The sequence below is a fragment of the Embleya sp. NPDC005971 genome (assembly GCF_040629175.1).
Classification (GTDB): Bacteria; Actinomycetota; Actinomycetes; order Streptomycetales; family Streptomycetaceae; genus Embleya.
This window is the reverse complement of record NZ_JBEXUX010000126.1, coordinates 1-12,753: the sequence shown is the minus strand read 5'-3', so window position 1 is coordinate 12,753 and position 12,753 is coordinate 1. Positions and strand designations below refer to the sequence as shown.

General features: G+C 70.5%; 12 protein-coding genes. 5 read left to right on the top strand and 7 right to left on the bottom strand.

What is annotated here, in order from left to right; translation table 11 throughout:
• Positions 1-96: 96 nt before the first annotated feature.
• The 5 genes from ABZ374_RS47095 to ABZ374_RS47075 are packed head-to-tail and all read right to left on the bottom strand — an operon-like array spanning position 97 to position 5,474.
• Positions 97-936, bottom strand: coding sequence for an ABC transporter ATP-binding protein (locus ABZ374_RS47095; RefSeq protein ID WP_360324600.1), 840 nt, complete (start codon positions 934-936; stop codon positions 97-99).
• Positions 933-2,003, bottom strand: coding sequence for an ABC transporter ATP-binding protein (locus ABZ374_RS47090; RefSeq protein WP_360324597.1), 1,071 nt, complete (start codon positions 2,001-2,003; stop codon positions 933-935). The genes ABZ374_RS47095 and ABZ374_RS47090 overlap by 4 nt, the downstream gene beginning before the upstream one ends.
• Complete coding sequence (locus tag ABZ374_RS47085; protein WP_360324594.1) at positions 2,000-2,899, bottom strand: ABC transporter permease; 900 nt, start codon at positions 2,897-2,899, stop codon at positions 2,000-2,002. The genes ABZ374_RS47090 and ABZ374_RS47085 overlap by 4 nt, the downstream gene beginning before the upstream one ends.
• A complete protein-coding gene (locus ABZ374_RS47080) occupies positions 2,896-3,855 on the bottom strand; it encodes an ABC transporter permease (RefSeq protein ID WP_360324592.1) in 960 nt (319 codons plus the stop codon). The genes ABZ374_RS47085 and ABZ374_RS47080 overlap by 4 nt, the downstream gene beginning before the upstream one ends.
• Positions 3,855-5,474 (bottom strand): ABC transporter substrate-binding protein, encoded by a 1,620-nt coding sequence (locus ABZ374_RS47075; protein ID WP_360324590.1) that lies wholly within the window; start codon positions 5,472-5,474, stop codon positions 3,855-3,857. Before ABZ374_RS47075 ends, ABZ374_RS47080 begins: the two co-directional genes overlap by 1 nt.
• 413 nt (positions 5,475-5,887) lie before the next feature.
• Here ABZ374_RS47075 and ABZ374_RS47070 point away from each other — a divergent pair, with 413 nt between their 5' ends.
• The 3 genes from ABZ374_RS47070 (at position 5,888) to ABZ374_RS47060 (ending at position 8,019) form a co-directional block, all read left to right on the top strand.
• Positions 5,888-6,301 carry an SSI family serine proteinase inhibitor gene (locus ABZ374_RS47070; protein ID WP_360324587.1) on the top strand — a complete coding sequence of 138 codons (414 nt, stop codon included), beginning with the start codon at positions 5,888-5,890 and terminating at the stop codon, positions 6,299-6,301.
• Positions 6,302-6,544: 243 nt separating this feature from the next.
• Positions 6,545-7,081, top strand: coding sequence for a hypothetical protein (locus ABZ374_RS47065; RefSeq protein ID WP_360324585.1), 537 nt, complete (start codon positions 6,545-6,547; stop codon positions 7,079-7,081).
• Between the two features lie 218 nt (positions 7,082-7,299).
• Entirely contained in the window at positions 7,300-8,019 is a 720-nt protein-coding gene (locus ABZ374_RS47060; protein WP_360324583.1) for an erythromycin esterase family protein, read from the top strand.
• A 392-nt stretch (positions 8,020-8,411) separates the two neighbouring features.
• Here the strand turns inward: ABZ374_RS47060 and ABZ374_RS47055 are convergent, their stop codons facing one another.
• Positions 8,412-9,032: a GrpB family protein gene (locus ABZ374_RS47055; protein WP_360324580.1), complete on the bottom strand. Its 621-nt coding sequence runs from the start codon at positions 9,030-9,032 to the stop codon at positions 8,412-8,414.
• A gap of 260 nt (positions 9,033-9,292) precedes the next feature.
• On the opposite strand from ABZ374_RS47055, the gene ABZ374_RS47050 reads away from it, so the two are divergent.
• Positions 9,293-10,894, top strand: a complete 1,602-nt coding sequence (locus ABZ374_RS47050) for an FAD-dependent oxidoreductase (RefSeq protein ID WP_360324577.1) — start codon at positions 9,293-9,295, stop codon at positions 10,892-10,894.
• Positions 10,895-10,910: 16 nt separating this feature from the next.
• Here the strand turns inward: ABZ374_RS47050 and ABZ374_RS47045 are convergent, their stop codons facing one another.
• Positions 10,911-11,774 carry a LysR family transcriptional regulator gene (locus ABZ374_RS47045; RefSeq protein ID WP_360324576.1) on the bottom strand — a complete coding sequence of 288 codons (864 nt, stop codon included), beginning with the start codon at positions 11,772-11,774 and terminating at the stop codon, positions 10,911-10,913.
• A 95-nt stretch (positions 11,775-11,869) separates the two neighbouring features.
• Between ABZ374_RS47045 and ABZ374_RS47040 the strand changes: the two genes are divergently transcribed.
• Positions 11,870-12,607 carry an SDR family oxidoreductase gene (locus ABZ374_RS47040; protein ID WP_360324573.1) on the top strand — a complete coding sequence of 246 codons (738 nt, stop codon included), beginning with the start codon at positions 11,870-11,872 and terminating at the stop codon, positions 12,605-12,607.
• The last annotated feature ends 146 nt before the right edge of the window (positions 12,608-12,753 follow it).

Below are 12,753 nucleotides of genomic sequence, written 5' to 3'. Positions count from 1 at the left end.
CCTGCCCGCGCCACGCCCGGCCGGCGCACACCGCACCGACGTGGCGGTGTGAGCACCCGAGCCCTGGACACCCGAGCCCGAAACCTCCGAGCCCGCTCACGCCTCTTGTTCGGCGAGTGCGCGTCGGCTTTCGGCGATGCGTTCCGGGTCCCAGCCCACGCCCGGCACCGAGTCGATCAGCAGGCGGGTGTAGGGGTGTTGCGGCGCGGACAGGACGTCCGCGGTGCGACCCGACTCGACGATCCGGCCGTGGCGCAGCACGACGACGTCGTCGGTGATGTGCCGGACGACCGCCAGATCGTGGCTGACGAAGAGGTAGCCGATGCCCTGCTCCCGACGGATACGGGCCAGCAGGTCCAGGATCTGCGCCTGGATGGACACGTCGAGCGCGGCGACCGCCTCGTCCAGGATCAGCACCCGAGGGGTGGCCGCCAACGCACGGGCGATGGCCACGCGTTGGCGCTGACCGCCGGAGAGCCGGCGGGGCAGGGCGCCGGCCTCGCGCGCGCCCAGGCCCACCTGGTCGAGCAGTTCGGCCAGCCGGGTGGCCCGCCCGGGCCGATCGGCCTCGGGCGCGTGCAGGCGCAGGACCTCGTCGATGCTGTCCTGGACGGTGATCCGCGGGTCGAGGGAGAGGTAGGGGTCCTGGAAGACCATCTGGATCTCCCGGGCCCGGGCCAGGCGTTCCGCACGGGTGCGTGGCCGGTGGGCCCGTTCGCGGCCCTCCACCGTGATGCTGCCGGCGTCCGGGGTCTCCAGACCGACGAGCATCCGGGCGGTGGTGGTCTTGCCCGAGCCGGATTCGCCGACGATGCCCAGCGAGCCGCCGGGCGGCAGCGTGAAGCCGACGTCGTCCACCGCCTTGTGGTCGCCGAACGTGCGGCACAGGCCGCGGACTTCGAGCAGGGCCGGGGCCGGGTCGGTGGACGTGCTCACTGGAGGATCCCTTCGTCCGCGCGCAGGCACGCGACGGCCGCCGGGCCGTCGTGCACCAGCTCGGGAGTCTCGGTTCGGCAGCGCTCGATCGCGAACGCGCAACGGGCCGCGAAGGCGCAGCCGGTGGGTGCCTCCGCGAGGGACACCGGCCGTCCCGGGATCGGGCGCGGCGGCGCCGCGTCCGGCTCCAGGCGCGGTGTCGAGGCCAGCAGCGCGGCCGTGTACGGATGCCTGGGTCGGGCGAACAGCTCGGCGACCGGCTGGGATTCGACGATGCGCCCCGCGTACATGACGTAGATGCGGTCGCAGATCGCCGCCGCGAGCTCCAGGTCGTGGGTCACGAACAACATGCCGGTGCCGTGCCGCTGTTGCAGGCGTCGCAGGATGCCGACGACCTCCGCCTGGGTGGTGACGTCGAGCGCGGTGGTCGGCTCGTCGGCGAGCAGCAACGCGGGGTCGCCGGCCAGGGCGGCGGCGATCACCACACGCTGGAGCATGCCGCCGGAGAACTGGTGCGGGAAGCGGCGCAGCGCGCCGTGCGGGTCGCGGATGCCGACCTCGGTCAGCAACTCCTCGGCCCGGGCGAACGCTTGCTTCCTGGGCATGCCGCGTACCCGCAGCCCCTCGGTGAGGAAGTCACCGACTCGGCGCATCGGGTTCACCGACGCACGCGGGTCCTGGAACACCATCGCGACCTTGTGCCGGCGCACCTCGCGCAGCCCGGCCGCGCGCAGGGCGAGCACGTCGGTGCCCTCGACACGGACGGTACCCTCGGTGCTCGCCCCCTTGGGCAACAGGCCGAGCACGGTGCGGCAGGCCACCGACTTGCCCGAGCCGGACTCGCCGACCAGGCCCACGGTTTCGCCGCGTTCGACCCGCAGGTCGACTCCGTTCAGGATCGGGCGCGCGGCGGCGTGGTCCGGCAGTCGCAGAGTCAGGCCGGCGATGTCGAGCAGTGGTACACCCCGCGCGTCGTCGGCGGCGACGGCGGTGTCGGCATCGGGCTCGGTCGTCGCGGGCCGCGTGGCCGGGTCGTCGGCCGTCGTCTTGTCGAACACGGCGCTCACCTATCCCGCTTGGAGACACGGTCGGCGAGACCTTCGCCGACGATTCCGAATGCGACGACCGCGATGACGATGGCCGTCGCGGGCGCGAGGGCGGGCAGCAGCACGTCCTTGAGGAGCGGGTTCTGCCCCTCGCTGACCATGACGCCCCAGTCGGCGGTGGGCGCCTGGACACCGAAGCCGAGGAAGGACAGGCCCGCGAGTTCCATCAGCGCGTAGCCGAAGTTGATCGCCGACTGGGCCAGCACGGTCGGGGTGATGTTGGGGATCAGATGCCGCGTGCAGATCGCCCAGCCGGACCAGCCCTGGACCCGATAGGACTCGATGTAGGGCCTGGTCTGTTCCTGGCGCGCGATCGAGCGCACCAGGCGGCCGACGTAGGGGGTGTAGGCGACCATCATCGCGATGACCGGTGCGGTCAGTCCCGCGCCGAACACCGCCACGCACAGGATCGCCAGCAACATCGCCGGGAACGCGAACAGCAGGTCCATCGAGCGCGAGAGCAGCGAGTCGACCCAACCGCCGCGCCACGCGGCCACCACGCCCATCGCGATGCCGAGCACGGTGGACACGCCGACCACCGCGAGCGGCCCCAGCAGCCCGGTACGGGCTCCGTACAACAGTCGGCTGAAGATGTCGCGGCCCGACTGGTCGGTGCCCAACCAGTGATCGGGGCCGGTGCCGGCCAGCGAGTTCTTCAGATCGATGGCGTCGGGATCGTAGGGCGCGAGCAGCGGTGCGAACACCGCGAGCAGCACGAGCAGCGCGAGGACCAGCACGGCCGCGGTGAACAGCGGTCCCTGGGCCGCGAGTTTGCGAATCCGGGCCGGTGCGCCGCGCCGGGTGGACGGTGTCGGTGCGGTGGCGTCCGGTGCGGACGCGGGTGCGGAGGCACTCACTTCGGGTCACCTCCCAGCGCGACGCGCGGGTCGATCAGCGGTTGGAGCAGGTCGACGATCAGGTTCGCGATCAGGAACGCGGCGACCACCAGCAGGGTCAGGGCCTGCACCACGGGGAAGTCCTTGACGGTCACCGAGTTGATCAGCAGGGAACCGACTCCCTTGACGCTGAACGCGGTTTCCACGATCGAGGTCGCCACGAGCATGCTCGCGACCATGGTGCCGACCACCGTGACGATCGGGCCGAGCGCGTTGCGCAGGACGTGCTTGCGGATCACCAGACTCTCCGGCACGCCTCGCGAACGGGCCACCTCGACGTGTTCGCGGGAGAGTTCGTCGAGCATCGCGGAGCGGGTGACCCGGGCCAGCAGGCCCGCGAAGGTCAGCGCCAGCGCGATGGCCGGCAGGGTCAGATGCCACGCTCGGTCGCCGAATCCCTCGCCCGCGCCGTAGAGCGGGAACCAGCCCAGTTTGACGGCGAAGACCGAGGTGAGCACGGTCGCCGCGATGTAGGACGGGATGGCGATCGAGGTGCCCGTCCAGGCCAGCACGAGCTTGTCGACCAGGCCGGGCCGAAGGGCCGAGGCGATGCCCAGGATCAGTCCGACGACGGTGACCAGCACCATCGCGTAGACGATCAGGAACAGCGTGGTCGGCAACTTCTGCGAGATCAACTCGGCCACGTCCTGCCGGAATTGCACGGAGCGACCGAAGTCGCCGCCGAGCACGTCGCCGAGCCACAGGAAGTACTGCTTGGCGAAGGGTTCGTCCAGGTGATACTGGGCGGTCAGCGCGGCTCGGGCCGCCGGGGTGACCGGACGCCCGCGCATCAGGAAGGACACCGGGTCGCCCGGCGCCAGGTGCACGGCGCTGAAGACCACGAACGAGGTCGCGAACAGCACGAGTACCAGGCCGACGAGGCGGCCGAGGAGGAATCGGAGCAGGGGACGGTTCATCAGTTCGCGGCACCCAGGGTCGCGGCCCAGGGGAAGGAAAGCTGGGTGATGTTCGGGGTGGCGCCGGTGACGCGCTTGCCCTGGTAGAGCGACAGCGGCGAGTCCCACAGCGAGATGGCGGGCAGCTCGCGCAGCGCGATCTCCTGCAGCTTGGCCGTCAGTTGGGCACGGGCCGCCGGGTCGCTGGTGCCCAGTGCCTGCTGCGCGATCGTGTCGTACTCGGGGTCGGACCAGCCCCCGTAGTTGGCGAACTCGCCGGTCTGCAGGGTCTGGTAGAACTCCAACGGATCCGGCGTGACGTCGTAGCCGCTGGTGACCAGGAGATCGATGCCCGCGCGGCTGGACGGGTCGGTGAACAGCGCGGTGTACGCGTCCGGGGCGATGGTGCGGAGTTCGACGTCGAGGCCGATCTCCTTGCCGGCGGCCTGGATGGCGTTGGTCGCGACGGTGATTTCCGGGGCCAGGTTGCTGGTCGCGACGACGACCTTCTTGCCACCCGCGCCGGCTTCGGCGATGAGCTTCTTGGCCCCGGCCACGTCCCGGGTGACGGGGGGCAGCGCGTCGTACTGGGCCTTGGCCTGCTCGGCGGGGATGGTGGCCCAACCGGAGGCGGGAACGGGCGCCTTGGCGACGGTGCCGTAGCCGTTCAGGCCCGCCTTGATGATGCCCTCGCGGTCGATCGCCATGGACAGCGCGCGTCGTACCCGCGTGTCGCCGAGGGCACCCTTGAGGTTGGTGACGGCGGCCGAGTAACTGCCGGTGATGTCACCGAAGTACAGCTTGCCGTCGCCGGCCTTGAGCTTGTCGTACGAGTTGGTGGGCAGCAGGTAGCCGCCGTCGACCTCGCCGGTGAGCAACGCGTTGGCGCGCGCGGCCGGGTCCTGGATGAAGACGAACTCGACCTCGCCGGTCTTGGGCATCAGCGCGCTGTCCCAGTAGGCGTCGTTGCGCTTGAGCGTGATGGATGTACCGGGCTTCCACTCCTTGACGGCGAAGGGACCGGTGCAGTTGACGCCGCCCTGGGGGTTGCCGTAGTCCTTGCCGGCCTTGGCCAGGAAGGCGGCGCTCTCGATGGTGCCCGCCGACGCGCCCAGTTGCTCGTTGAGCAGCACGTTGGGGCGGGTGAGCTTGATGGTGACTTCGAGCGGGCCGGTGTCGGTGATGGACGCGACGTCCTTGAAGGCGGTGCTGTACACGGAGCCGACTTCGGGATCCATCTGGCGCTGGAGGCTCGCCACGACGTCCTTGGCGGTCATCACGGTGCCGTCGTGGAACTTGACGTTCTCGCGCAGCGAGTAGATCCAGGTCAGCGGATCCGGGTTGGTGAACTTGGCGGCCAGCCCGGGGGAGATGGTCAGATCCGGGTTGATGCGCAGGAGTTGGTCGCACACGTTCGCGAGCACGGTGTTGATCGGGTAGTCGAAGCCGTACGCGAAGTCCAGCGTCTGCGGTTCGGCGTACAGCGACCACTTCACCTTGTCGAGCGGTCCCTTGGCGGCGGGGCTGTCCTTGGTGATGCGGTACCCGGGGTCCGAGGCCGACGAGTTGTCGCTGCCACCACCCGAGCACCCGACGGCGGTCAGGGCCACGACGGCGGCGAGGGCGGCGGTTTTGGGCATGCGCAAGTAACCCACCTCTTTCGGAGGGACAGAGAAGGCACAGCGACGCGGATGCGGCGTGGCGCGCGTCAGGACAGGTGCCGGTGAGTATTGATGCGGGAACGTTCCCGCGCAAGGGTTTGCGGGCAGGTGTCTCATGAATGGAGGAAAGGTTTCCAATGCGTCACGAGAGAGCGTGTGCGCGCTTTTTGACGACCCGTCACGAGGTTGGAACGGGGAGTGGCGAGCGGAGGCGAATTGCCTGGTGGGGGTGAGGGTGGAGATGCATTCCGGCTGCGGCGGCGGCCGACGGGCGGATGGCGGTCGGGCGGGCGGTGTCGTGGGTGCCGAGAGGCCGTCGGTGGGGGGCGGCCGAGGCCGACCCATCACGGAATGGTCACGCACCGTGCCCAATCAATTACTACGCTGACGGCATGAGTTCCCCCAGGCTGTTTCGTCGCCTCCTTGCCGTCGCCGCCGTCGTTGTCGTCGCCCAGTGCCCGATCCCCTCCGCCGTCGCCCGGACGGTGGACCGCCTCACCGTGACCGTGGCCGACAATCCCGAAGGCGTGCGGACGTACGCCCTGCAATGCCACCCCGCCGGCGGCAGCCACCCGGAACCCGCGCGGGCCTGCGATCGACTGGAGGCCCCGACCGCCGGCGACGCGGACCCCTTCGCACCGGTGCCCGGCGGTGCGCGCTGCACGATGATCCACGGCGGACCGGCCACCGCGCGCATCACCGGCACGTGGGCGGGCCGTTCGGTCGACGCCGAGTTCAGGCGCACCGACGGCTGCGAGATCGCCCGCTGGGACAACCTCGTCCCGGTCCTGCCCCAAGCGCGCTGATCCGGCTCCCGGGGCCCCAGGGAGCCACACGCGACATCGCCCCCGATACCGCCGACGATCGCCGACAGGACCCGGCCCACCGATTGCGGCATTCGTGGCATTGTGGCCCCTCGTTCGGCGTGCTCCGGGGGCGCGGACGGGGTGGGCGTGCTGGAGTCGAGGGCGTGCCGGGCTGTGGGTGCGAGGACGAACGTGTCCGCGGCCCGGTCGACGTATCGGCGACGGGTCCGCGCGGGAGCTGTGATGACATCCGATAGCCACATCGAGGATCCGGACGAGGGCGGCCCCTGCCCGCTGGGCGCGCGGTCGGCGCACCCGTGTGGCGGGCCCACCGACGAGTGGGGTGTGCCGATGTGGGGGCGGGTGCCCGGGATCGACGACCTGCCCGGGTGCGGGGTGCACGTGGGCGAGGTCCTGGTCACGCGGGACCCGGAGTCGTGGGTCGGCCTGCTGTTCGAGGAACCCGTCGGCAACACCGACCCGGACCGTGAGCAACGCGCGGCGGTCGCGGAGTTCGCCGAACACCTGGCCCTGGACGTCGCCGACCAACGCGCCGCCGACGCCGCCGATCCGGACGCGGTGGTGCTCCGCCCGGCAAGCACCGCAGAACTCACCCGAGCGGTGACCTATGCCTTGGGCACGGTCGGCGCCGGCCGGCGGGGGACCGGGGCCCGCGTCGGCCCCGGGCGGTCGGGCGGTGTGGCGGCGGCCGTCGAGCGCACCTGCGATCACCCGTACCAGGATCGCCCGTACCACGCGTCGTCCGGTCATGCGTCGTGACCCTGGGGGGATCGTTTCCGGCCATGAACCGGCATCACCGGGAATCGGTGCCCGCGCGAACCGGTATCGGAGTCCTCGTTCCCCCGAACTACGAACCGTAACGCGCCGGTTCGTAGGGCCCGGGCACATGGCCGACCGCCCCGCGCGCAACCCGTGCTCGCCCGGATCCGACCGTCGCGCGTGGCGAATACCCGTCCCGGCAAACCCTTTTCGGCCTGTTGCCTCCCGTCGCGCTGTGTCCGGGCACGCTCGGCCCGGCGGCCTCCGCCGGTGCGGCGACGCCCGAGCCGGACCCGGCGCGAGCGCTCCGAGCCGGTGCCGACCGCCCGCATTCCACCGAATCCGGCGCGCCCGACGCCGACCTGCGCGCCGTCGATCGCATGATCGGCGCCGCCGACCTCGTCGGAGTCGGCGAAGCCACGTACGGTTCCGCCGAGTTCGTCGCCGTCAAGGACCACCTGTTCCGCCACCTCGTGCGGACCAAGGGCTTCACCACATTCGCTCTGGAGGCGGCGTGGAGCACGGGTGTGCGTCTGGGGGAGTGGGTCCGGGGCGGGCCGGAAGACCTCGGCCGGATCATGGACGCGGACATGTCGCGCTGGATGCGCAAATACAACCGCACCCAGGACGACCGCGAACTCCGCATCGTCCGCAACGATGTCGCATACGCCGGTCCGGCCCAGGTCGACACCATCACCGCCTACGTCGCCTGCCATTCTCCCGTACTGCTGCCGGAGATTCAGCGGCTGTACCGGGACCGGGATCGGGAATCGCGACCCACGGCCGGGATGGGCGAGGCCGTCGACATGTACCAGCGACTTCCGTTGGCCGACCGTCGGCGGATGCGGGACAACGTGGTGCGCGGCTGCCTGCGACCATGCTGCACCGGGACAAGGCGATGGCCGACAACATTCCGTATGGCAACGCAATACGGGTGAGGGCGTGTTCCTCCCCACGCCCAACCAGCACATCACCGCCGAGTCGGCGGTGCAGACGAACTGGCCCAGAACGGCAGGGGAGTTCCTACGCGAAGGCGTGGGTGCCCGCTACGTCAACGGACTCGCAACTCGACAACACGCGCCTGGTGTCCAGCTACGACGTACTGATCCACCTGCGCGCCGTCGGCACCACCAAAACTCCCTGACGGACCGTTAACAGGCCCCTGTCCCAAGGGAGTTCATCAAAGAGTGCACCAAGGAAGTTCACCACCACACGGTGGCATCCAAAAGCGAACCGAACCGAAGTAAACCGAAGCTAACCGGCACGCCGACCTCCCACCACCCCCGCGAATCGGCCCGCGTCGCCGACCCGAATGACGGCTCCGTCCCGGCTATCCCTCCGCCGCGTGCATCCGAGCGTAGATCCGCTGCACCACCGCCTCCTTGCGCGCGTTGTACTCCATCGCATGGCGGGCGCCGGGCGCGGCGGCGGACTTCGCGGTCGCGTACAGGTCGCAGTCGTCGGGGTGCGAGCGCAGCCAGTCCCGAAACCTCAGGTGCCGGACGGGTTCGGGTGCGCCGGGACCGAACACGTGCAGATTCACGCGCGGTTGGGCGAGCCGCAACATGCGGTGTTCGTGCCACCAGGGTTCGCGCACGGTGAGGTCGTAGCCGAGCGCGGCGAGTTGCGGGACGTACGTCTCCTCCCGACGCGGGTCCGCGACCACGAGGTCGATGTCGATCACGTCCTTGGCCGCGAGGCCCGGCACGGCGGTGGAGCCGACGTGGGTGATGTCGAGGATCCCGTCCACCAGGACCTCCCGGATGCGATCCCGGAGCACCGCATAACGGCCCGGCCACGCCTCGTCGTACGCGACCACCTCGATGCGCTCGACCGTGGGCGCGCCGTGCACCCAGGGATTGCCCTCCTCCGCCGGCAACGCCCCGGGTGCGTCGCCCTGTTGCCCGCCCTGCCGCCGATCGCCGGCACCGCACTCGTCATCGTTCGCCATTGACCGATGGTAATCGAGGGCATCGAGCAACCCGGGCCGATCCGGTGCCCTCCTCCGCCGGGGCCGAATGCAACCGGAGTATGCCGTACCCATCCGCCCTGCCCCCAGGAAAGTTGACGCGGAACCCAACCGGTCCGCTAATAATAGATCGACGGGTCGATCTATGAATCACGGACCACGGACCACGGATCGTGCGATCGCCGCCGCCTGCCTTGCGTGCCCCGTCTTCATTCCAGGCCCCCGACGAGTGGGAGACAGACATGAACGATTCCCAAGGGTTCGATCGACCGACCAGCCGACGCGGATTCCTCCGGACCGTGGGTGCCGTGGGTGGTGCCGGGGCGGCGTTGTCCGCGATGGGGGCGCTCGGTCTCGCGCCGTCGGCGGCGAGCGCCGCGACGCCGCCGTTCCGGGCGCCGCGCGCGTCCGACTTCACGCTCACCGGGCGCCGGCCGGCGAGTGTCGTGGTGGTGGGCGCCGGTGTGGCCGGGCTGACCGCCGCGTACGAACTGGGCAAGGCCGGCCACGATGTGACCGTGCTGGACGCCCGGCCGCGGATCGGTGGGCGCAGTCTCACAGTGCGCGGCGGTGACGTGCTGACCGACCGGAACGGCGTGACGCAGCAGGCGTGTTTCGCGCCCGGCCAGTATTTCAACGCCGGACCGGGGATGTTGCCGCAGTGGTCGGTCAGCACCGACTACTGCCGTGAACTGGGGGTGCCTCTGGAGGTGTTCGCGATATCGAACACGAACACGTTCGTGTTCGACCCGAAGAGCTCCGACCGGCCGAGGTTTCAGACCGCGCAGGCGGACGCGTACGGCGTGGTCGCCGAGTTGTTGGCCAAGGTGACCGATCAGGGCGCGCTCGATCGCGAGTTGACGGCGGCCGACAAGGAACGTCTGCTCGGATTCCTGAAGACGATGGGCGACCTCGGCGACGATCTGGGCTACCGGGGTGATCCGCGCCGGCGCGGGTTCGCGGTCGTGCCCGGCGCGGCCGGATCGCCTGGTGTGCCGTTGCCGCCCCGGGGTTCGCTGGATCGCGTGTTCACCGAGCAGCTCTCCCGGCACTGGTATCTCGACGCCGGTTTCGACATGGCGTCGACCCTGTTCCAGCCGGTCGGCGGCATGGACCGGATCGTCGAGGCCCTGGCCGACCGGGTCGGCCGGCAGCGGATTCGCTGCGGCATCGAGGTCACCTCGATCACCGACGGGCCGCACGGGACCCGGGTGTCGTATCGCGGATCCGCGCACGGCGTGCTCGACGCCGAGTACTGCATCGTGACCGCGCCGCCGCTGGTGGCCGCCCGGATCGCCGGACTGCCCGCCGACGCGACCGCACTACTGCGCGGCTTCCTGGCGGAGTATCCCGGCAAGATCGGCCTGGAGTACCGCAGTCGGTGGTGGGAGGAGGACTTCGCGATCCACGGCGGCCTCACCTCCTACGGCGCGGACGGTTCGCTGTGGTACCCCTCCTCCGACTACCGCGGCCAACGCGGCGTGATGGTGGCGTACTTCGAACGCGCGGAGACCACGATCCAGTCGCTCCCGCCCGCCCAACGCCTGGCCGAGGCGGTGCAGCGCAGCGTTCGGGTGCACGGCGCGAAGGCCCGTACCGAGCTGGCGGGTTCGTTGTCGATCATGTGGGGTCTCGAACCGTTCGTCGAGGGCGGTTGGCAACCGGCCGACACCCAGGACAACGGCGTGGTCAACAGTCCCCGATTCCGCCCGCTCACCGAGCCGACCGGCCGAGTCTTCTACGCCGGCGACTGGCTCAGCAACATGCTCGGTTGGCAGCACGGTTCCATGCTCTCGGCCCGCAAGGCCGTGGAAAAGGTGCACACTCGCGCCCTGACGAGCTGAGGACCCGAAACGGCGGTCAAAGCCGGGTGGCCGTGCGGACCAGCCCGGCGAGGGCACGGGAGCGGCTGTGCGCGGGCCAGGCGATGTGGGTGACGACGGGGGGTGCGTCGGTCAGCGGGACGGCGGTGTGTTCGGCCCACAACCAGGCGCGGGCGGATTCGGGGATGACGGCCACGGTGCGTCCGAGGGCGATGAGCTGGGCGAGTTGCGTCTGGTCGTGGACCTCGGGGCCCGGGCCGGGTGGGTAGCTGCCGTGGCGCGGCCAGCGGGCGAGCGGAAGGCCCGGGATGTTGCCGACGTCGGCCATGGACAGCGTCTCGTGCGCGGTGAGGGGGTGCCCGACGGGCAGGATGGCCACCTGCCCCTCGGTCAGCAGTTCCTCGCTGTCGAACCCGGCGAGGGAGTTGAACGGCGCGTGCATGAGCGCCACATCGGCGCGGCCGTCGCGCAACATTTCCTCCTGCTCGCACGTACCGCTCGGCAGCACCTCGATCTCGACGGCGTCGGGTTCGGCTGCGTAGGTGTCCAGGAGCTTCTGGAGCAGTTCGTGAAACGCGGCGGCCTTCACTGCCAGCACCAGACGGTTGTGCGGGCCGCCGCGACGGTCGGCGCCACCGGCGCGACGGGTGCGGCGAGCGGCGGCGGTGGTCGCGTCCAGGGCGGCACGGCCCTCCTGCAGCAGCACCTCTCCCGCGACGGTCAGCGAGACGCCGCGGCGGTTGCGTTCCAACAAGGAGACGCCGAGGCGCCGTTCGAGCTGTTGGATCGCCCGGGACAGCGGCGGTTGGGCCATGCCGAGGCGCTCGGCGGCGCGGCCGAAGTGCAGTTCCTCCGCGACGGCTGCGAAGTACCTCAGCTCGCGGGTCTCCAAAGTGTCCACGCCGACAACATACCCCTCGGTGATACCCACCGGGTATGACAGGGCACCGGATCGGTGTTGGCTGCGCCATTCGTCCGGGAGCGAGCATCGACACCATGAGCGAAACGAAGATCGCGCTGGTGACCGGCGCGAACAAGGGAATCGGATACGAGATCGCGGCCGGGCTGGGTGCCCTCGGACACCGGGTGGGAGTGGGAGCGCGCAACGAGGCCCGGCGTTCGTCCGCCGTCGAGAAGCTGCGCGCCGCCGGGGTGGACGCATTCGAGGTGCCCCTGGACGTGACCGACGACGGGAGCGTCACCGAGGCCGCAGCACTGATCGAACGGCAGGCCGGGCGCCTGGACGTCCTGGTCAACAACGCCGGCATCTCCGGGGACATGGGGCCGGGGTGGGTGCAGGACCCCACCACGCTGGACCTCGACCTGGTCCGCACGGTCGTCGAGACCAACGTCATCGGCGTCATCCGGGTGACCAACGCGATGTTGCCGCTGCTGCGGCGCTCGGCGTCGCCACGCATCGTCAACGTCTCCAGCGCCGTCGCCTCCCTGACCCGACAGGCCGACCCGAACATCGAGATCGGCCCCATCATGGCCGCCTACGCGCCGTCGAAGTCCTTCCTCAACGCCGTCACCGTCCAGTACGCCCGCCACCTCGCCGACACGAACATCCTGATCAACGCCGCCTGCCCCGGCCTGGTAGCCACCGACTTCACCGCCTTCCACGGCCCCCGCACCCCCCAACAGGGCGCAGCCACAGCCATCCACCTCGCCACCCTCCCCAACAACGGCCCCACCGGCTCCTTCGTCGAGGACGAAGGCATCATCCCTTGGTAACCCCACCCCCACCCGCCCCCCGACCCACCCCAACCCGCCCCACCCACCCCTCGGCGCGTCAGCGCCCCCGACCCAGCCCGCCCCCGTGATCGACGCGCGCAGCGCGGAGAGCGGCGGAGCCGCAAAACGTTGACTTCGTGGCCCGT